Genomic DNA, 18768 nt, shown 5'->3' on the forward strand with positions numbered 1-18768 from the left:
TTCGCGGCGGTTCGACGCTTCGATAAACACGCTCCCACAGGAATGCACAAGGCTTGAAAGCTGTGAGATCCCTGTGGGGGCGGGTTCACCCGCGAAGAGGCCGGTGCAGGCAGCAATGAATCAGTCGATGTACTCGAACAGCTTGACGATCTTCTGCACGCCCGACACGCCCTGCACCACTGCGGTGGCCGAGTTGGCCTCCTTCTGGGTTACCAGGCCGAGCAGGTACACGATACCGTTCTCGGTGATCACCTTGATGCGCGAGCTTGGCACGGCACTGTCACCCAGCATCTGGGTCTTGATCTTGGTGGTCAGCCAGGCGTCGTTGTTGCGTGCCAGGATGGAGGAGGGCTGCATCACCTGCAGCTCGTTGTGCACTTTCTTGACGCGCTGTACCTGGCCGGCGGTCTGCTCGGCGAGGCTCTTGAGGTCGGCACGTGGGGTCTGGCCGGCCAGCAGGACGATGCCGTTGTAGCTGCTGACAACAATGTGCGAGCCCTTGTCCAGGTCAGGGCTGGCCTTGGAAATGTTCACCGAAGCCTTGGTCTCGATCAGCGAATCGTCGATCTTGCTGCCAATGGTGCGCGTACCGCGATCGTCTTCGATCGGCGAATTGCGGGTAGAGGTGAGTACCGAGCTGCAACCGGTGACGCTCAGGCACAGGGTCAGGGCCATCAGGCCGAGGCGCATAGGGGTCATTCTTCACTCCCGAACAGTTGGCTGTCGATCAGATCGCACAGGCAGTGGATCGCCAGCAGGTGGACTTCCTGGATGCGTGCGGTAACCGTCGAAGGTACGCGGATTTCCACGTCTTCGGGCAGCAGCAGTGAAGCCATGCCGCCGCCGTCGCGGCCAGTCAATGCTACGACAATCATTTCGCGGTCATGTGCGGCCTGGATCGCCTGGATCACGTTGGCCGAATTGCCGCTGGTGGAGATCGCCAGCAGAACGTCGCCGGGCTGCCCCAGGGCGCGAATCTGCTTGGAAAAGACTTCGTTGTAGCTGTAGTCGTTGGCGATCGAGGTCAGGGTCGAGCTGTCGGTGGTCAGCGCGATGGCTGGCAGGCTCGGGCGCTCGCGCTCGAAACGGTTGAGCAGTTCCGACGAAAAGTGCTGGGCATCACCGGCCGAGCCGCCGTTGCCACAGGCGAGCATCTTGCCCTCGTTGAGCAGCGCATTGACCATGACCAGGCTGGCCTGCTCGATGTGCGGTGCCAGGATGTCCATTGCCTGTTGCTTGGTATCGATGCTGGCCTGGAACAGCCGGCGAATTCGGGATTGCATGTCCATCTGGTGACCTTAAGTGGGGCGGTGGCCTTTGCTGCGCGCATCAACGACCAGCCCGCGAAACATAGAGCAAAAAAAACGAATTGGGTTCAGCATTCGAAGGCGTTTTTCAGCCATTGAAGCGGTCTGCCTGCATGGTGGCTGCCCTGCAGGGCGACTACGTCGAAGCGGCAGGGGTGGTTGCCCCAGTGGGGCGCCTTCTGCAGGTACAGGCTGGCGGCGAGCACCAGCCGTTTCTGCTTGCGCCCGTCGATGCTTTCGAGGGCGCCACCGAAGCACGCGTGCAACCGGTAGCGGACTTCGACGAATACTACTGTATCGGCGTCAAGCATGACCAGATCAAGCTCACCGCCTTTGCATCGCCAATTGCGCGCCAGCAGCTGCAGGCCCTGCCCTTGAAGGTACTCAAGGGCCTGGGTTTCTGCTGCTTGCCCGGCGCTGGTGGGCGACGCTGTTGCCATCAGCGTGCGGTGTCAGGCAGGCGCTTGACCTGGCCGCCGGCGAACTCGGCCCATGGCAGCTGGCGCTCGATACGCTGGTTGGCGTTGATGCTCAGGCTGCCCGAAAGGCCCTGGACGCGGTTGTCCGGCAGCGCTTTCAGTTGCCCCAGGCGCGGCGCCAGGCTGTAGGCATCGACGCCCATGGCGTACAGGCGGCCAAGGCTGCCAGCGGCCTGCGGCCATTGCTGTACCACCTGCTGGCGGAGGCTGTTGCTGGTGTCGAGCAGCCACGGCGTTTCGCAGAAGCGGATGCCGTTCATGTCGTTGTACTGGTTGACGTCACCGCTGGCGCTGTACAGGTTCGAGGTGGCATATACCGGTACGTCACCGGCGTACTGGAAGTTCAGGGTCGGCTTGATCTGCTGGGCCTGTTGCGGGGTCGAGGCCAGGAAGATGAAATCGATATCCTGGCGGCGCGACGGTTGTGCGGCGATGCTGCCGCCTACCGTGCTTTGCAGGCTCTTGGCGCGGCCTTCGCTCTGGCGCAGCTGGAACAGGTCGGCGATCTGCTGGGCCAGGGCAACCGGCTGGGCGATGCGCTCGGCGGCGAGCAGGGTGCCGCCATTGCCTTCCCAGTCCTGGCGGAAGGCGGCCAGCACGCGGTCACCCCATTCGCCACTCGGCACCAGGGCCACGGCGCGGACCATGCCGTCGGCGCGGGCGCGGCGGGCTACTTCGCGCGCTTCGTCTTCGGCAGCCAGGCCGAACTGGAACAGTTGCGGCGGGGCCTTTTGACCGGCGTCGGCGTAGTTCAGGGCCAGGGTGGTGATCGGCAGTTGTGGTTTGGCGGCCAGTTGTTTGACCAGTGGCTTCTCAAGCGGGCCGATGACCAGTTGCACGCCGGCGGCCTGGGCCTGGTTGTAGAAATCGTCGAGCGAGCCGATGCGCGAGCTGTCGAACACCTGCACCGCAGGCGCTGGCTGACCGGCTTGCTGGGCCTGGAAGTGGGCGGCCATGAAGCCGTCACGCAGGGCGCGGGCAACACCGGCCAGTGGGCCTTCCTGGGGCAGCAGCAGGGCAATCTTGGTCAGTGGCTGGCTGGCCAGTTCCTTGAGCTTGGTCAGTGCCTGCGGCAGTTGCTGGGCAGCAGGGTGGCCCGGGTGCTGTTTGACCCAGGTGTCGATGGCCGCTTGTTGCTGTTCCAGGGTGCCGGCGCTTTTCACGGCGAAGGCCAGGCTGGTCCAGCCGGCCAGGGTCTGGTCGTTGGCGGGCTGCTGCAGTTGCTCTGCCGGCAACGAGGCGACCAGGGCCCAGATAGCGTCATTGTTGGCGCTGGCAGCCTGGCCGCTGAGCAGCGGGGCCAGCAGCATGCGCTGTTGCGCTGCAGCCAGGGCCTGGCCGTCGGCTTCCAGGGCGGCGGCGTGCACGTTGTAGGTGCGCGCTTGCTGCTCTGCCGGCAGCTCGGCTACTCGTTGCAGGCTGGGGTGAGCCAGGGCGGTGAGGGCCGCCTTGGGCTGGTTGCGGCTCATGGCCAGCTCGGCCGCGAGGGTGCTGGCGAACACTTGCTGGGCCGGCTTGAGCGTGTCCAGCGGGACTTGCTCAAGAATGCGTGCGGCGCGTGGGAAGTCCTTCTGCTTGTAGGCCAGGTCGGCCGCGCTCAGGCGCAGCAGTGCGGCGTCTTCCGCAGACTTGCTGGAAGCGGCCTTTTCGAGCAGTTGCTCGATGCTGGCGTCCGGGGTGCGCGGCAGTTCGCCCAGGCTGGATGAGGGCGAGCTGGCGCAAGCTGCCAGCAGGGCAGCGAGGCAGAGGGCTGTGAGCAGCCGCAGGCAAGCGATCATGTAAAGGTCCTGTTACTCGATCAAGTTGGCCGGCAATTGTACCCAAGCACTGGCCGGGGCGCGATGTTGCTGTGCTGATCCTTCACTATAGGTGGCTTGCAGCTGATCGCCGGCGAAGTTCTTTGCGCCCTGTTGCAGGCGCTCGGGCTACAATGGCGCCTTTGATCCGAATGACAGGTGTGCGCAGTGACTGATGTGGCAGGGGCTTCGAAATCCACGGTGGGGACGCTGTATGTGGTGGCAACCCCCATCGGCAACCTCGACGACATGAGCGCCCGGGCGCTGAAGGTGCTGGCAGATGTGGCGCTGATCGCTGCCGAAGATACCCGCCATTCGATCCGCCTGCTGCAACACTTCGGCATCGACACACCGCTGGCGGCCTGTCATGAGCACAACGAGCGTGACGAGGGCGGGCGTTTTCTCACCAAGCTGCTGGCTGGCGAGAACGTGGCGCTGGTTTCCGATGCCGGCACGCCGCTGATTTCCGACCCGGGCTACCACCTGGTGCGCCAGGCGCGGGCTGCGGGGGTGAGCGTGGTGCCGGTGCCGGGCGCCTGCGCCTTGATCGCTGCACTGTCGGCGGCCGGCTTGCCGTCGGACCGCTTCATCTTCGAAGGCTTCCTGCCGGCCAAGCAGGCAGGGCGCCGCGCGCGCCTCGAGCAGGTGAAGGAAGAGCCGCGTACGCTGATCTTCTATGAAGCCCCGCACCGCATCCTCGAATGCCTTGAAGACATGGAGCTGGTATTCGGTGGCGAACGCCCGGCACTGCTGGCACGTGAGCTGACCAAGACCTTCGAGACCCTCAAGGGCCTGCCGCTGGCCGAACTGCGCGCGTTCGTTGCCGGCGACAGCAACCAGCAGCGCGGTGAATGCGTAGTACTGGTGGGCGGCTGGAGCGCGCCGGAAGGCGAGCAGGCCATCAGTGCCGAGGCCCAGCGAGTGCTCGACCTGCTATTGGCCGAGTTGCCACTGAAGCGGGCGGCGGCGCTGGCGGCGGAAATTACCGGGGTGCGCAAGAACCTTTTGTATCAACTTGCACTGGAAAAGCAGAAAGCCGAGTAGTGGCAGTTTGATATAAATGCCGGTATCGCTTGTTCTTGTGCGCGCGTGCCGGTAACCTTGGCGGCGGAGAGTCGATCGGACAGTCGCTGCCTGTTTTCGTTCCGCAACTTTTTGTTGTGTGAGCAGCAGGGGGAGGAAAGTCCGGGCTCCATAGGGCAGAGTGCCAGGTAACGCCTGGGAGGCGCGAGCCTACGGAAAGTGCCACAGAAAATAACCGCCTAAGCACTTCGGTGCCGGTAAGGGTGAAAAGGTGCGGTAAGAGCGCACCGCACGGCTGGCAACAGTTCGTGGCTAGGTAAACCCCACTCGGAGCAAGACCAAATAGGGTTCCATCAGGCGTGGCCCGCGTCGGAACCGGGTAGGTTGCTAGAGGCGTCCAGTGATGGCCGTCGTAGAGGAATGACTGTCCTCGACAAAACCCGGCTTACAGATCGACTCTCCACCTTTTCCTCCCCTGCTTGATTCGATAGCAGATCCTCTCTGGTAATACCGAAAAAATCTTACTCTTCATAAATCACTTTAACTTCGAACTCCATTTGCTTGCGTGGGTTTGATTTTTCTCGTGTTTTCTTCTCCTTGGTAATCGTTCCACATTCCCTTATCACGCTAAATCTCGGTCCTGTAAGGCTTTTCCTTATGAACGTGCCTTGACGGTGCTGCGGGCGGATTCCTATAGTGTGCGCAAGTGGCAGAAAGTGGGATGAAGTGGGTTTTCTGGCACAAAAAAGCTAACATTGTGGGGAATCGCAGCCGTGTTTCGCGGAGCCAACGCCGTCAGCCTCGATGCCAAGGGACGTCTCGCCATGCCGAGCCGGTACCGTGACGAGCTCGATTCGCGTTGCAATGGCCAGCTGATCGTAACCATTGACGCCGTTGACCCCTGCTTGTGCGTATACCCCCTCGATGAGTGGGAACAGATAGAAGCCAAGTTGCGAGCCTTGCCATCGTTGCGTGAGGAAAACCGCCGTCTGCAGCGTTTGCTGATCGGAAATGCGGTTGACCTGGAGCTCGATGGCAGTGGGCGTTTCCTGGTGCCGCCCCGCCTGCGTGAGTACGCCAAGCTCGACAAGAAGGCGATGCTGGTGGGGCAACTGAACAAATTCCAGCTGTGGGATGAAGATGCCTGGAACACGGTTTCGGCAGCCGACCTTGCAGCTATTCAACAACCGGGCGCCATGCCCGACGAATTGCGTGACCTGATCCTGTGACCATAGATAGCGGCTTCAACCACATTACCGTCCTGCTCGACGAAGCTGTCGAGGCATTGGCCCTGCGCGCCGACGGTTGCTATCTGGACGGCACCTTCGGCCGTGGCGGACACAGCCGGCTGATTCTCAGCAAGCTGGGGCCGCAAGGGCGGCTGCTGGGCTTCGACAAAGATCCACAGGCGATTGCCACGGGGCAAGCGCTGGCGGCCGAAGACGGCCGCTTTGTCATTGTGCAGCGCAGCTTTGCCGAGCTGGGCGCGGAAGTGGCCGAGCGCGGCCTGCACGGCAAGGTCAGCGGTGTACTGCTGGACCTGGGCGTGTCCTCCCCGCAACTGGATGACCCCGAGCGTGGCTTCAGCTTCCTCAATGATGGCCCGCTGGACATGCGCATGAACCCGGACCAGGGCATCAGTGCCGCCGAGTTCATCGCCACGGCGCCTGTCGAAGAAATTGCCCGCGTCTTCAAGGAGTACGGTGAAGAGCGCTTCTCCGGCCGCATGGCGCGTGCCGTGGTCGAGCGCCGCGAAAAGGAGCCGTTCACCCGCACTGCCGACCTGGCTGAAGTGCTGAAGGTTGCCAACCCTGCCTGGGAAAAAGGCAAGAACCCGGCTACCCGTGCCTTCCAGGGGCTGCGGATCCATGTCAACAACGAACTGGGTGACCTGGAGGCTGGCCTTGAGGCCGCACTCGATGCGCTCGAGGTCGGTGGTCGCCTGGCAGTGATCAGTTTCCACTCTCTCGAGGACCGTATCGTCAAGCTGTTCATGCGCAAGCTGGTCAAGGGCGAGGCCGACAACCTGCCCCGTAACCTGCCGGTACAGCACAAGGTCTTCGAGCCGAAAATCAAGCTCATCGGCAAGGCCCAGTTCGCCTCCGAAGCCGAGCTCAAGGCCAACCCGCGGTCGCGTAGCGCCGTGATGCGTGTGGCGGAGAAGCTGCGGTGAGCAGGCTGTTCGCCAAGCCATTGCCAGGCGGAAGCTTCCTGATGCTTCTGCTGTTTGTCGGCGTGCTGGTTTCGGCCGTCGCCGTGTCCTATAGCGCGCACTGGAACCGTCAGTTGCTCAACACCCTTTACGGCGAGTTGAACGAGCGTGACAAGGCCCAGGCCGAGTGGGGCCGGCTGATTCTGGAACAGAGCACCTGGACCGCCGCCAGCCGTATCGAAAACCTGGCTTCCGAGCAGTTGAAGATGCGCGTGCCTGCCGCTGACGAAGTGCGGATGGTGGCGCCATGATGAAGCTCGAAGGCGCACTCTACCCGTGGCGCTTCCGCGTGGTGATCGGCTTGCTGGCAATCATGGTGGGTGCCATCTGCTGGCGCATCATCGACCTGCAGGTGGTCGACCGTGACTTCCTCAAGGGGCAGGGCGATGCGCGCAGCCTGCGTCATATCCCTATCCCGGCGCACCGCGGGCTGATTACCGACCGCAACGGTGAGCCATTGGCCGTGAGTACCCCGGTCACTACCCTGTGGGCCAACCCCAAGGAAATGCAGGCGTCCAAAGACCGCTGGCCACAGCTGGCTGCAGCGTTGGGGCAAAATCCCCAGCAACTGGTCGAACGCCTGACCGCGCAGGCCAGCAAGGAGTTCATCTACCTGGTCCGCGGCCTGACCCCGGAGCAGGGCCAGCACGTACTCGACCTGAAGGTGCCAGGTGTGTACGGCCTGGAAGAATTCCGCCGCTTCTATCCGGCCGGTGATGTCACTGCGCACATGGTTGGTTTTACCGACCTCGACGACCACGGTCGTGAAGGGGTGGAACTGGCCTATGACGAGTGGCTGGCCGGCGTGCCCGGCAAGCGCCAAGTGATCAAGGACCGGCGTGGCAGGCTGATCAAGGACATCCAGGTAACCAAGAACGCCAAGGCCGGCAAGACCTTGGCGTTGTCGATAGACCTGCGCCTGCAATACCTGGCTACCCGCGAGCTGCGCAACGCCATTGCCGAACAGGACGCCAAGGCCGGCAGCCTGGTGATCATGGACGTCAAGACCGGTGAAGTTCTGGCCATGGTCAACCAGCCAACCTACAACCCGAACAACCGTCGCAGCATGTTCCCGGCAGCGATGCGCAACCGGGCGATCATCGACGTGTTCGAGCCCGGTTCCACGGTCAAGCCGATTTCCATGAGTGCGGCACTGCAAAGCGGCCGCTGGAAGCCGACCGACAAGGTCGAGGTTTACCCGGGCAGCCTGCAGATCGGCCGCTACACCATCAAGGACGTGTCGCGCAGCGAGGGCCCGATCCTCGACCTGACCGGCATCCTGATCAACTCCAGTAACGTCGGCATGAGCAAGATCGCCTTCGACATCGGCGGCGAGGCCATCTACCGGGTCATGTCCCAGGTCGGCCTGGGCCAGTACACCGGCCTTGGTTTCCCGGGGGAGCGTGTCGGTAACCTGCCCAACCACCGCGAGTGGCGCAAGGCCGAGACCGCGACCCTTTCCTATGGCTATGGCCTGTCGGTGACCGCCCTGCAACTGGTGCATGCCTACGCGGCGCTGGCCAACGACGGCAAGATGGTGCCGCTGTCGATCATCAAGGTCGACAAGGCGCCGGAAGCCGTGCAGGCCATTCCGAAGGAAACCGCCGAAACCGTTCAGGGCATGCTGCAGCAGGTGATTGAAGCGCCGCGTGGCGTGTTCCGTGCCCAGGTGCCGTTCTATCACGTGGCCGGCAAGTCCGGTACCGCGCGTAAAGCCACCGTGGGTTCCAAGGGTTACACCGAAAACGCCTACCGCTCGCTGTTTGCAGGCTTCGGGCCAATGAGTGACCCGCGCTACGCCATCGTCGTGGTCATCGACGAGCCGGGCAAGGGTGGTTATTTCGGTGGCCTGGTTTCGGCGCCGGTCTTCAGCAAGGTCATGTCCGGCACCCTGCGTTTGATGAACGTGCCGCCAGACAACCTGCCGCCACCAGCACCCGCCGAACAGTCGCAAGTCAATGCAGCAGCCGCCAAGGGAGGGCGTGGATGATGACAATGCCATTAAGCAAACTTTTCGCTCACGCCAGCCGCGACCCGCTGATTCGTGAACTGACCCTGGACAGCCGCAGTGTGCGCCCGGGCGATCTGTTCCTGGCCGTGCCGGGTGCCAAGGTCGATGGCCGCGAGCATATCGCCGATGCCCTGGCCCGTGGCGCTGCCGCCGTGGCCTATGAAGAGCATGGCGCCAACGTGCTGCCGCTGACCGATGTGCCGCTGATTCCGGTCAAGGGCCTGATCGCGCAGCTGTCGGACATCGCCGGGCGCTTCTATGGCGAGCCCAGCCGCCAGCTGAACCTGGTGGGCGTGACCGGTACCAACGGCAAGACCAGCGTCACCCAGTTGGTAGCCCAGGCGCTTGATGTGCTCGGCCAGCGCTGCGGCCTTATTGGCACTTTGGGTACCGGTTTCTACGGTGACCTGCAAAGTGGTCGGCTGACCACGCCAGACCCGATTGCCGTGCAGTCGACCCTTTACGACCTGAAAAAGCAGGGCGCCAAGGCCGTGGCCATGGAGGTTTCCTCCCACGCCCTGGAGCAGGGGCGTGTCGCCGCATTGGCGTTCGATATCGCGGTCATGACCAACCTGTCCCGTGATCACCTGGACTACCACGGCAGCATGCAGGCCTATGAGGCGGCCAAGGCCAAGCTGTTCGCCTGGCCGAACCTGCGTTGCCAGGTGGTCAACCTGGATGACGACTTTGGTCGTCGCCTGGCTGAAGACTTTGCTCGCCGCCCGAGTGTCGACCTTGTCGAGACCCGGCTGCTGAGCTACAGCCTGGAAAACCCGGATGCCTCGCTGTTCTGCCGCGAAGCCGTGTTCAGTGACGATGGCGTGCGCGCCACGCTGGTCACCGCCCAGGGTGAGCGCACCCTGCGCAGCCAGCTGCTGGGCCGCTTCAACCTGAGCAACATGCTGGCCGCCGTGGCAACCCTGCTGGCGCTGGATTACGCGCTGGACGAAATCCTGGAGGTCACCCCGCGACTGCAAGGGCCGGTAGGCCGCATGCAGCGCTTGGGTGGCGGCCAAAAGCCGCTGGTGGTGGTCGACTACGCGCACACCCCCGACGCCCTGGAAAAAGTGCTTGGAGCCCTGCGCCCGCATGCTCACGGCAAGCTGCTGTGCCTGTTCGGCTGCGGCGGCGACCGTGACCGCGGCAAGCGCCCTTTGATGGCTGAAGTCGCCGAGCGCCTTGCCGACCGCGTGTTGGTCACCGACGACAACCCGCGCACGGAAGACCCGCTGCGCATCTTCGATGACATCCGCCCCGGTTTCACCAAGCCTGACGACGTCGAGTTCGTCGCCGGCCGTGGCGAAGCCATTGCGCACCTGATCGCCTCAGCCGCTGCCAGCGATGTGATCGTGCTGGCCGGGAAGGGGCATGAGGATTACCAGGAGATCAATGGCGAGCGCCATGACTTTTCCGACCTGATCGAAGCCGAGAAGGCCCTTGAAGCCTGGGAGGCTCCACATGCTTAAGCCGATGACACTCAGCCAGCTGACCACAGCACTGAGTGGTCAACAAGTCGGTGCCGACGCCACCTTCACCGGCGTCAGCATCGACAGCCGCAGCGTCAGCACCGGGCAACTGTTCGTCGCCTTGGCCGGCCCGCGTTTCGATGGCCATGACTACCTGGCTGACGTTAAAGCCAAGGGCGCGGTTGCTGCGCTGGTCGAGCGTGAAGTGGCCGGTGTCGACCTGCCGCAACTGCTGGTCAAGGATTGCCGGGCAGCACTGGGTCAGCTCGGTGCCCTGAACCGCGCTGCTTTCGACAAGCCCGTAGTGGCCATTACCGGTTCCAGTGGCAAGACCACGGTGAAGGAAATGCTTGCCAGCATCTTGCGCACCCGTGGCTTGGTGCACGCCACCCGTGGCAACCTGAACAACGACCTCGGCGCGCCGTTGACCTTGCTGGAGATCGCCCCGGAGCACAGCGCCGCCGTGATCGAGCTGGGCGCTTCGCGCATTGGCGAAATCCGCTACACCGTCGGCCTGACCCAACCTCAGGTGGTCATCATCAATAACGCCGGTACTGCCCACGTTGGCGAATTCGGTGGCCCGGAGAAAATCGTTGAAGCCAAGGGCGAGATTCTCGAAGGCCTGGGCGAGGGCGGTATCGCCATCCTCAACCTGGCCGACAAGGCCTTCGATACCTGGCACAAGCGTGCCGGCAGTCACCGCATCTTTACGTTTGCTCTGGATAACCCGCAGGCGGATTTCCACGCCAGCGCCATCGGTCGCGACGCCCGGGGCTGCCCGTCGTTCACCCTGCACGGGCCTGATGGCAGCGTGCCGGTGCAGTTGAACCTGCTGGGTACCCACAACGTCAGCAACGCCCTGGCCGCCGCCTCCGCCGCCCATGCCGTTGGTCTGAGCCTGAGCGGCATTGCTGCCGGCCTTGCTGCAGTGCAGCCGGTCAAGGGCCGCACCGTGGCGCAGGTCGCGCCAAATGGCGTGCGGGTGATCGACGATAGTTACAACGCAAATCCCACCTCCATGTGCGCGGCCATTGATATACTCGCCGGCTTTTCCGGACGCACCGTCCTGGTGCTTGGGGATATCGGCGAATTGGGGCAATGGGCGGAAGAAGGCCACCGTCAGGTGGGTGACTACGCGCGTGGCAAGGTCGACGCCCTGTACGCAGTGGGTTCCAACATGACACATGCGGTCAAGGCGTTCGGCGCCAATGGCCGTCATTTCGCTACTCAAGCTGAGCTGATCGACGCGGTTAGCGCCGAAAAAGCCAGCGATACCACTATCTTGATCAAGGGCTCGCGCAGCGCTGCGATGGAAAACGTCGTGGTGGCATTGTGCGGTGCCAGCGGGGAGAAACATTAATGCTGCTGCTGTTGGCCGAGTATCTGCAACAGTTCCACAAAGGCTTCGCGGTCTTCCAGTACCTGTCCCTGCGCGGGATTCTTGGTGTACTGACCGCGTTGTCCCTGGCGCTGTGGCTGGGGCCGTGGATGATCCGTACCCTGCAAATTCGCCAGATCGGCCAGGCCGTGCGTAACGACGGCCCGCAATCGCACCTGTCCAAGTCCGGCACCCCGACCATGGGTGGTGCACTGATCCTGTCGGCCATCGCCATCAGCACACTGTTGTGGGCTGATCTGTCCAACCGCTATGTGTGGGTAGTGCTGATCGTTACCCTGGCATTCGGCGCGATCGGCTGGGTTGACGACTACCGCAAGGTGATCGAAAAGAACTCCCGTGGGCTGCCAAGCCGCTGGAAGTACTTCTGGCAGTCGGTGTTTGGCCTGGCTGCGGCCGTGTTCCTGTACAAGACCGCGCCGACCAGCGTCGAGACCACGCTGATCCTGCCGTTCATCAAGGATGTCACCATCCCGCTGGGCGTCGGCTTCGTCGTATTGACCTACTTCGTCATTGTCGGCTCCAGCAACGCAGTCAATCTTACCGATGGCCTCGACGGCCTGGCAATCATGCCGACGGTGATGGTCGGCGGCGCCCTGGGCATCTTCTGCTACCTGTCGGGTAACGTGAAGTTCGCCGAATACCTGCTGATCCCTTACGTACCGGGCTCGGGCGAGCTGATCGTGTTCTGCGGCGCGCTGATCGGTGCCGGCCTGGGCTTCCTGTGGTTCAACACCTACCCGGCACAAGTCTTCATGGGGGACGTCGGCGCGCTGGCACTGGGCGCCGCGCTGGGCACCATCGCCGTGATCGTCCGCCAGGAAATCGTGCTGTTCATCATGGGCGGCATCTTCGTGGTGGAAACCTTGTCGGTGGTGATCCAGGTCGCCTCCTTCAAGCTGACCGGCAAGCGCGTGTTCCGCATGGCGCCGATCCACCACCACTTTGAACTCAAGGGCTGGCCAGAGCCTCGGGTGATCGTCCGCTTCTGGATCATCACCGTGATTCTGGTGCTGATTGGCCTTGCAACCCTGAAACTGAGGTAGATGAGCGTGTCTTTGATCGCTTCCGACCAATTCCGCATCGTTGTCGGCCTCGGCAAGAGCGGCATGTCCCTGGTTCGCTTCCTGGCGAACCGGGGCATTGCCTTTGCGGTCGCCGACACCCGCGAGCAACCGCCGGAACTGGACACCCTGCGCCGTGATTACCCGCAGGTGGAAGTGCGCTGTGGCGAGCTGGACGTGGACTTCCTGTGCCGCGCCAACGAGCTGTACGTGAGCCCTGGCCTGGCCCTGGCAACCCCGGCCCTGCAGCAGGCAGCCGCGCGTGGCGTGAAGCTGTCCGGTGACATCGAGCTGTTCGCCCGGCACGCCAAGGCGCCGATCGTTGCCATCAGTGGCTCCAACGCCAAGAGCACCGTCACCACTCTGGTCGGCGAAATGGCCGCCAAGGCCGGCAAGCGCGTGGCGGTGGGCGGCAACCTCGGTACCCCGGCGCTGGACTTGCTGGCTGATGACGTCGAGCTGTACGTGCTGGAGCTGTCCAGTTTCCAACTGGAAACCACCGACCAGCTCAACGCAGAAGTGGCCACTGTGCTGAACATCAGCGAAGACCATATGGACCGCTACAGCGGCCTGCCGGCCTACCACCTGGCCAAGCACCGGATTTTCCGCGGTGCCCGCCAGGTGGTTGTCAACCGCCAGGACGCCCTGAGCCGGCCACTGCCGGTGGAAGGCCGCCCGTGCTGGACCTTCGGCCTCAACCAACCCGACTTCAAGGCCTTTGGCCTGCGTGAAGTGGACGGTGAAAAGTACCTGGCGTTCGAGTTTCAGGCGCTGATGCCGGCGCGCGAGCTGAAGGTGCGTGGTGCCCACAACCAGTCCAATGCCCTGGCGGCACTGGCCCTGGGGCATGCCGCTGGCCTGCCGTTCGAGCCCATGCTCGAAGCCCTGCGTGAGTTCGGTGGCCTGGCCCACCGGTGCCAGTGGGTGCGCGAGCGTAATGGCGTGAACTGGTACGACGACTCCAAGGCCACCAACGTCGGTGCTGCCCTGGCCGCCATCGAAGGCCTGGGTGCCGATATCGAAGGCAAGTTGGTGCTGATCGCCGGTGGCGACGGCAAAGGTGCTGAATTCACTGCGTTGCGCGAGCCCGTCAAGCGCTTCTGCCGCGCCGTGGTATTGCTTGGCCGTGATGCCGAGCGCCTGGCCGAAGCGTTGGGTGATGACGTACCGCTGGTACGGGTCAAGACCCTCGAGGACGCGGTGCAGCAGGGTGCCGAACTGGCCCAGGCCGGCGATGCGGTGCTGCTGTCGCCGGCGTGCGCCAGCCTCGACATGTTCAAGAACTTTGAAGAGCGCGGGCGACTGTTTGCCCAGGCAGCGGGAGGTCTTGCATGATCTTCGGCATCTTCAAGCCCTACCCGTCGCCGCTGATCAGCGGTCGTGGCATCGACCTGGACTTCCCGATGCTCGCCGGCTGCCTGGCCTTGCTTGGCCTGGGCCTGGTGATGATCACCTCGGCGTCCTCGGAAGTGGCCGCGGTGCAGTCGGGCAACCCGCTTTACCACATGTTCCGCCACCTGGTTTACGTGTTCCTTGGCCTGGTTGCCTGCGGCGCGACCATGCTGGTGCCGATCGCCACCTGGCAGCGCATGGGCTTCATGATGCTGCTGGGCGCCTTCGGCCTGTTGGTACTGGTGCTGGTGCCGGGTATCGGCCGCGAAGTGAACGGCTCCATGCGCTGGATCGGCTTCAGCTTCTTCAACGTCCAGCCTTCGGAAATCGCCAAGGTGTTCGTGGTCGTCTACCTGGCGGGTTACCTGGTGCGCCGGCAGACCGAAGTGCGCGAAACCTGGATGGGCTTCTTCAAGCCGTTCATCGTGCTGCTGCCGATGGCCGCCCTGCTGCTGATGGAGCCGGACTTCGGTGCCACCGTGGTGATGATGGGCGCGGCGGCGGCCATGCTGTTCCTCGGCGGGGTGGGGCTGTTCCGCTTCAGCCTCATGGTGGTGTTGGCGGTGCTGGCGGTGTTTGTGCTGGTACAGGCGCAGCCCTACCGGATGGCGCGGCTTATCACCTTCACCGACCCGTGGTCCGACCAGTTTGGCTCGGGTTACCAGCTGACCCAGGCACTGATCGCCTTCGGCCGTGGCGAGTGGCTGGGTGTTGGCCTGGGCAACAGCGTGCAGAAGCAGTTCTACCTGCCCGAAGCGCACACCGACTTCGTGTTCTCGGTACTGGCCGAAGAGCTGGGCGTGGTCGGTTCGCTGCTGACCATTGCACTGTTCGTGTTCGTGACCGTGCGTGCCCTGTACATCGGCCTGTGGGCCGAGAAGGCCAAGCAGTTCTTTGCCGCCTATGTGGCCTTCGGCCTGGCGTTCCTGTGGATCGGCCAGTTCCTGATCAACATCGGGGTAAACGTCGGCCTGCTGCCAACCAAGGGCCTGACGCTGCCGTTCCTCAGTTACGGGGGCAGTTCGCTGGTGATCTGTTGCGCCTGCGTAGGCCTGTTGCTGCGTATCGAGTGGGAGAGCCGTACGCACCTGGGCAGCGAGGAACACGAGTTCAGCGAAAGCGATTTTGCCGAGGAGACCAGTCATGGCCGCTGACGGCAAGAACATACTGATCATGGCGGGCGGCACCGGGGGCCATGTATTCCCGGCCCTGGCCTGCGCCCGTGAGTTCCAGGCGCGTGGGTTTACCGTGCACTGGCTGGGCACCCCACGTGGCATCGAGAACGAGCTGGTGCCACAGGCTGGCCTGCCACTGCACCTTATCCAGGTCAGCGGCCTGCGCGGCAAAAGCAAACTGTCGTTGCTCAAGGCGCCATTTACCCTTGTCAAGGCCGTGCTGCAGGCGCGACGCATCATTCGCCAGCTCAAGCCGGTCTGCGTGCTGGGCTTTGGCGGCTACGTGACCGGCCCCGGCGGTGTGGCCGCGCGGCTGTGCGGCGTGCCGCTGGTGATCCACGAGCAGAACGCCCGTGCCGGTACCGCCAATCGGTTGCTGGTGCCACTCTCGGCGCGGGTCTGCGAAGCTTTCCCGAACACCTTCGAGGCCAGCGACAAGCGTCGCACCACCGGCAACCCGGTGCGCCCGGAGCTGTTCATGGATGCACAACGCGCGCCCCTGGCCCAGCGCCGTGCGCGCCTGCTGGTGCTCGGTGGCAGCCTGGGTGCGGAACCATTGAACAAATTGTTGCCTAAGGCCCTGTCCGAGGTCCCTGCCGCGCTGCGGCCAGAGGTGTTCCACCAGGCCGGCAAGCAACACGCGCCAATCACCGCCGAGCGTTATCACGAGGCGGGCGTCGAGGCTCAGGTAGAGCCGTTCATCAAGGACATGGCCCAAGCCTATGGCTGGGCCGACATGGTGGTGTGCCGGGCCGGTGCCCTGACCGTCAGCGAGCTGGCGGCAGCAGGCCTGCCTTCGATGCTGGTGCCTTTGCCCCACGCCATCGACGACCACCAGACCCACAACGCCCAATATCTGGCCCGCGAAGGCGCTGCCTTCCTGATGCCACAAGCGACAACTGGCGCAGCGCAGCTCGCTGAACGCCTGAACGAGGTGCTGATGCAACCCGAGAAACTCAACGTCATGGCAGGCACCGCACGGCGCCTGGCCAAACCTGCTGCAACCAGCACCGTGGTCGATATCTGCCTGGAGGTGGCCCATGGTTGAAAGCCAGAAAGCCATGCCCCATCCGAAGATGGGCCGTATCCGCCGTATTCACTTCGTCGGTATCGGCGGCGTGGGCATGTGCGGCATTGCCGAAGTGTTGCTGAACCTGGGCTATGAAGTGTCCGGTTCGGACCTGAAAGCTTCGCCGGTGACCGAGCGCCTGGAGTCGTTCGGCGCCGAGATCTTCGTCGGCCACCGCGCCGAGAACGCCGCTACCGCTGACGTGCTCGTGGTGTCCAGTGCCATCAACCCGGCCAACCCGGAAGTGGCTACCGCCCTCGAGCGACGCATTCCGGTAGTGCCGCGTGCCGAAATGCTCGCCGAACTGATGCGCTACCGTCATGGTGTGGCCGTTGCCGGTACCCACGGCAAGACCACCACCACCAGCCTGCTGGCGTCGGTGTTCGCTGCCGGTGGCCTGGACCCGACTTTCGTTATCGGTGGCCGCCTGACCGCTGCCGGTACCAATGCCCAGCTGGGCACCAGTCGCTACCTGATCGCCGAAGCAGACGAAAGCGATGCGAGCTTCCTGCACCTGCAGCCGATGGTGGCCGTGGTCACCAACATCGACGCCGACCACATGGCGACCTACGAAGGTGACTTCAACAAGCTGAAGAAAACCTTCGTCGAGTTCCTGCACAACCTGCCGTTCTACGGCCTGGCGGTGATGTGCCTGGACGACCCGGTGGTGCGCGAAATCCTGCCACAGGTAAAACGCCCGACGGTGACCTACGGCTTCAGCGAAGAGGCCGACATCCGCGCCATCAACGTGCGCCAGCAGGGCATGCAGACCCACTTCACCGTGCTGCGCCGTGACTGCGAGCCGCTGGAAGTGTCGGTGAACATGCCTGGTAACCACAACGTGCTCAACGCACTGGCCACCATCGCCATCGCCACCGACGAGGGCATTAGCGACGAAGCCATCGTCCAGGGCCTGTCCGGCTTCCAGGGTGTCGGCCGCCGGTTCCAGGTGTACGGCGAACTGCCGGTGGAAGGCGGCAGCGTGATGCTGGTCGACGACTATGGCCACCACCCGACCGAAGTGGCTGCGGTAATCAAGGCCGTGCGCGGTGGCTGGCCAAGCCGCCGCCTGGTGATCGTCTACCAGCCGCACCGCTACAGCCGCACCCGCGACCTGTACGACGATTTCGTCCAGGTGCTGGGCGATGCCAACGTGCTGCTGCTGATGGAGGTCTACCCGGCGGGCGAAGAGCCGATCCCGGGTGCCGACAGCCGTCAGCTGTGCCACAGCATCCGCCAGCGCGGCAAGCTGGACCCGATCTACATCGAGCGCGGCGCCGAGCTGGCACCGCTGGTCAAGCCACTGCTGCGCGCTGGCGACATCCTGATCTGCCAGGGTGCCGGTGATGTCGGTGGCCTGGCCCCGCAATTGATGAAAAGCCCGCTGTTCGCTGGCGCCAAGCAGGAGAAGTCGAAATGACCAGCGCCTACGAAAAACTGCACTCGACCCTGGACGTCAAGGCGTTCGGCCGCGTCGCCGTGCTGTACGGTGGCAAAAGCGCCGAGCGTGAAGTGTCGCTGAAGTCCGGTGCGGCAGTGATCGACGCGCTGACCACTGCCGGTGTCGACGTGGTCGCCATCGACGTCGGTGACGACCTGCTCACGCGGCTGCAAAGCGAAAAGATCGACCGCGCCTTCATCATCCTGCACGGCCGTGGCGGTGAAGACGGCAGCATGCAAGGCCTGCTGGAGTGCCTGGGCATCCCTTACACCGGCAGTGGCATCCTTGCCTCGGCGCTGGCCATGGACAAGCTGCGCACCAAGCAGGTGTGGCAGAGCCTGGGCATTCCGACCCCGCGTCACGCGGTGTTGGCGAGCGAAAACGATTGTTTGTTGGCCAGTACGGAACTGGGCTTCCCGCTTATCGTCAAACCCGCCCATGAAGGCTCTAGCATCGGCATGGCCAAGGTGAACAGCGCCCAGGAACTGGTCGCCGCCTGGCAGGACGCCGCCAAATACGATTCCCAGGTACTGGTGGAACAGTGGATCCACGGCCCGGAGTTCACCATCGCGGTCTTGCGCGGCCAGGTGCTGCCGCCGATCGCCCTGGGTACGCCGCACGTGTTCTACGACTACGACGCCAAGTACATCGCCAACGATACCCAGTACCGCATCCCGTGCGGGCTGGATAGCGTCAAGGAACAGGAACTGATCGACCTGACCGCACGCGCCTGTGATGCCATCGGCATCGAAGGCTGGGGGCGGCTGGACGTGATGCAGGACGAGCAGGGCCGGTTCTGGCTGCTCGAAGTCAACACCGCACCGGGCATGACTGATCATAGCCTGGTGCCAATGGCGGCCCGCGCGGCTGGCCTGGACTTCCAGCAACTGGTGCTGGCAATCCTGGCTGATAGCGTGACGACGCGAGGTTAACAACC

General features: G+C 63.6%; 17 protein-coding genes and 1 other RNA gene. 14 read left to right on the plus strand and 4 right to left on the minus strand.

Annotation, left to right across the window (positions count from 1 at the left end):
• Window positions 1–120 precede the first annotated feature (120 nt).
• From PP4_RS04250 to PP4_RS04265, 4 genes are all read right to left on the minus strand, one after another.
• Complete coding sequence (locus PP4_RS04250; RefSeq protein ID WP_016498037.1) at window positions 121–699, minus strand: BON domain-containing protein; 579 nt, start codon at window positions 697–699, stop codon at window positions 121–123.
• Entirely contained in the window at window positions 696–1289 is a 594-nt protein-coding gene (locus tag PP4_RS04255; RefSeq protein ID WP_012274070.1) for a phosphoheptose isomerase, read from the minus strand. The genes PP4_RS04250 and PP4_RS04255 overlap by 4 nt, the downstream gene beginning before the upstream one ends.
• Window positions 1290–1375: 86 nt before the next feature.
• Window positions 1376–1747, minus strand: a complete 372-nt coding sequence (locus PP4_RS04260) for a YraN family protein (RefSeq protein WP_016498038.1) — start codon at window positions 1745–1747, stop codon at window positions 1376–1378.
• Entirely contained in the window at window positions 1747–3564 is a 1818-nt protein-coding gene (locus PP4_RS04265) for a penicillin-binding protein activator (RefSeq protein WP_016498039.1), read from the minus strand. Before PP4_RS04265 ends, PP4_RS04260 begins: the two co-directional genes overlap by 1 nt.
• Before the next feature lie 186 nt (window positions 3565–3750).
• Here PP4_RS04265 and rsmI point away from each other — a divergent pair, with 186 nt between their 5' ends.
• The 14 genes from rsmI to PP4_RS04330 all read left to right on the plus strand — a co-directional run bounded on the left by rsmI (window position 3751) and on the right by PP4_RS04330 (window position 18763).
• Window positions 3751–4626, plus strand: a complete 876-nt coding sequence (gene rsmI, locus PP4_RS04270; RefSeq protein WP_016498040.1) for a 16S rRNA (cytidine(1402)-2'-O)-methyltransferase — start codon at window positions 3751–3753, stop codon at window positions 4624–4626.
• Window positions 4627–4693: 67 nt separating this feature from the next.
• An RNA gene (gene rnpB / locus PP4_RS27550) (RNase P RNA component class A) lies at window positions 4694–5069 on the plus strand.
• 309 nt (window positions 5070–5378) lie between these two features.
• Window positions 5379–5834 carry a division/cell wall cluster transcriptional repressor MraZ gene (gene mraZ / locus PP4_RS04275; protein ID WP_019439042.1) on the plus strand — a complete coding sequence of 152 codons (456 nt, stop codon included), beginning with the start codon at window positions 5379–5381 and terminating at the stop codon, window positions 5832–5834.
• The gene (gene rsmH, locus PP4_RS04280; RefSeq protein ID WP_016488970.1) at window positions 5831–6778 is read left to right on the plus strand and encodes a 16S rRNA (cytosine(1402)-N(4))-methyltransferase RsmH; all 948 of its coding nucleotides are present in this window, start codon (window positions 5831–5833) and stop codon (window positions 6776–6778) included. Before mraZ ends, rsmH begins: the two co-directional genes overlap by 4 nt.
• Window positions 6775–7068, plus strand: a complete 294-nt coding sequence (ftsL, locus tag PP4_RS04285; protein ID WP_041167563.1) for a cell division protein FtsL — start codon at window positions 6775–6777, stop codon at window positions 7066–7068. The genes rsmH and ftsL overlap by 4 nt, the downstream gene beginning before the upstream one ends.
• Complete coding sequence (locus PP4_RS04290; RefSeq protein WP_162471779.1) at window positions 7068–8807, plus strand: peptidoglycan D,D-transpeptidase FtsI family protein; 1740 nt, start codon at window positions 7068–7070, stop codon at window positions 8805–8807. Before ftsL ends, PP4_RS04290 begins: the two co-directional genes overlap by 1 nt.
• On the plus strand, window positions 8804–10294 hold the full coding sequence (locus tag PP4_RS04295; RefSeq protein WP_016498044.1) for a UDP-N-acetylmuramoyl-L-alanyl-D-glutamate--2,6-diaminopimelate ligase: 1491 nt from the start codon (window positions 8804–8806) through the stop codon (window positions 10292–10294). The genes PP4_RS04290 and PP4_RS04295 overlap by 4 nt, the downstream gene beginning before the upstream one ends.
• Window positions 10287–11654: a UDP-N-acetylmuramoyl-tripeptide--D-alanyl-D-alanine ligase gene (locus PP4_RS04300; RefSeq protein ID WP_016498045.1), complete on the plus strand. Its 1368-nt coding sequence runs from the start codon at window positions 10287–10289 to the stop codon at window positions 11652–11654. The genes PP4_RS04295 and PP4_RS04300 overlap by 8 nt, the downstream gene beginning before the upstream one ends.
• The gene (gene mraY, locus PP4_RS04305) at window positions 11654–12736 is read left to right on the plus strand and encodes a phospho-N-acetylmuramoyl-pentapeptide-transferase (protein ID WP_016498046.1); all 1083 of its coding nucleotides are present in this window, start codon (window positions 11654–11656) and stop codon (window positions 12734–12736) included. Before PP4_RS04300 ends, mraY begins: the two co-directional genes overlap by 1 nt.
• A 6-nt stretch (window positions 12737–12742) precedes the next feature.
• Window positions 12743–14089: a UDP-N-acetylmuramoyl-L-alanine--D-glutamate ligase gene (gene murD, locus PP4_RS04310; RefSeq protein ID WP_041167962.1), complete on the plus strand. Its 1347-nt coding sequence runs from the start codon at window positions 12743–12745 to the stop codon at window positions 14087–14089.
• On the plus strand, window positions 14086–15300 hold the full coding sequence (gene ftsW, locus PP4_RS04315; protein WP_016488963.1) for a putative lipid II flippase FtsW: 1215 nt from the start codon (window positions 14086–14088) through the stop codon (window positions 15298–15300). The genes murD and ftsW overlap by 4 nt, the downstream gene beginning before the upstream one ends.
• A complete protein-coding gene (murG, locus tag PP4_RS04320) occupies window positions 15290–16369 on the plus strand; it encodes an undecaprenyldiphospho-muramoylpentapeptide beta-N-acetylglucosaminyltransferase (protein WP_016498048.1) in 1080 nt (359 codons plus the stop codon). Before ftsW ends, murG begins: the two co-directional genes overlap by 11 nt.
• Window positions 16362–17810: a UDP-N-acetylmuramate--L-alanine ligase gene (gene murC / locus PP4_RS04325; RefSeq protein WP_016498049.1), complete on the plus strand. Its 1449-nt coding sequence runs from the start codon at window positions 16362–16364 to the stop codon at window positions 17808–17810. The genes murG and murC overlap by 8 nt, the downstream gene beginning before the upstream one ends.
• Entirely contained in the window at window positions 17807–18763 is a 957-nt protein-coding gene (locus PP4_RS04330) for a D-alanine--D-alanine ligase (protein ID WP_016498050.1), read from the plus strand. The genes murC and PP4_RS04330 overlap by 4 nt, the downstream gene beginning before the upstream one ends.
• The last annotated feature ends 5 nt before the right edge of the window (window positions 18764–18768 follow it).

This window comes from Pseudomonas putida NBRC 14164 (assembly GCF_000412675.1).
GTDB classification, from domain to species: domain Bacteria; phylum Pseudomonadota; class Gammaproteobacteria; order Pseudomonadales; family Pseudomonadaceae; genus Aquipseudomonas; species Aquipseudomonas putida.

Excerpts from the sequence above, each read along its gene's own strand:
- PP4_RS04250 (WP_016498037.1), bottom strand. The coding sequence starts at position 699 with ATGACCCCTATGCGCCTCGGCCTGATGGCCCTGACCCTGTGCCTGAGC.
- PP4_RS04255 (WP_012274070.1), bottom strand. The coding sequence starts at position 1,289 with ATGGACATGCAATCCCGAATTCGCCGGCTGTTCCAGGCCAGCATCGAT.
- PP4_RS04260 (WP_016498038.1), bottom strand. The coding sequence starts at position 1,747 with ATGGCAACAGCGTCGCCCACCAGCGCCGGGCAAGCAGCAGAAACCCAG.
- PP4_RS04265 (WP_016498039.1), bottom strand. The coding sequence starts at position 3,564 with ATGATCGCTTGCCTGCGGCTGCTCACAGCCCTCTGCCTCGCTGCCCTG.
- PP4_RS04290 (WP_162471779.1), top strand. The coding sequence starts at position 7,068 with ATGAAGCTCGAAGGCGCACTCTACCCGTGGCGCTTCCGCGTGGTGATC.
- PP4_RS04295 (WP_016498044.1), top strand. The coding sequence starts at position 8,804 with ATGATGACAATGCCATTAAGCAAACTTTTCGCTCACGCCAGCCGCGAC.
- PP4_RS04300 (WP_016498045.1), top strand. The coding sequence starts at position 10,287 with ATGCTTAAGCCGATGACACTCAGCCAGCTGACCACAGCACTGAGTGGT.
- mraY (WP_016498046.1), top strand. The coding sequence starts at position 11,654 with ATGCTGCTGCTGTTGGCCGAGTATCTGCAACAGTTCCACAAAGGCTTC.
- ftsW (WP_016488963.1), top strand. The coding sequence starts at position 14,086 with ATGATCTTCGGCATCTTCAAGCCCTACCCGTCGCCGCTGATCAGCGGT.
- murG (WP_016498048.1), top strand. The coding sequence starts at position 15,290 with ATGGCCGCTGACGGCAAGAACATACTGATCATGGCGGGCGGCACCGGG.
- murC (WP_016498049.1), top strand. The coding sequence starts at position 16,362 with ATGGTTGAAAGCCAGAAAGCCATGCCCCATCCGAAGATGGGCCGTATC.
- PP4_RS04330 (WP_016498050.1), top strand. The coding sequence starts at position 17,807 with ATGACCAGCGCCTACGAAAAACTGCACTCGACCCTGGACGTCAAGGCG.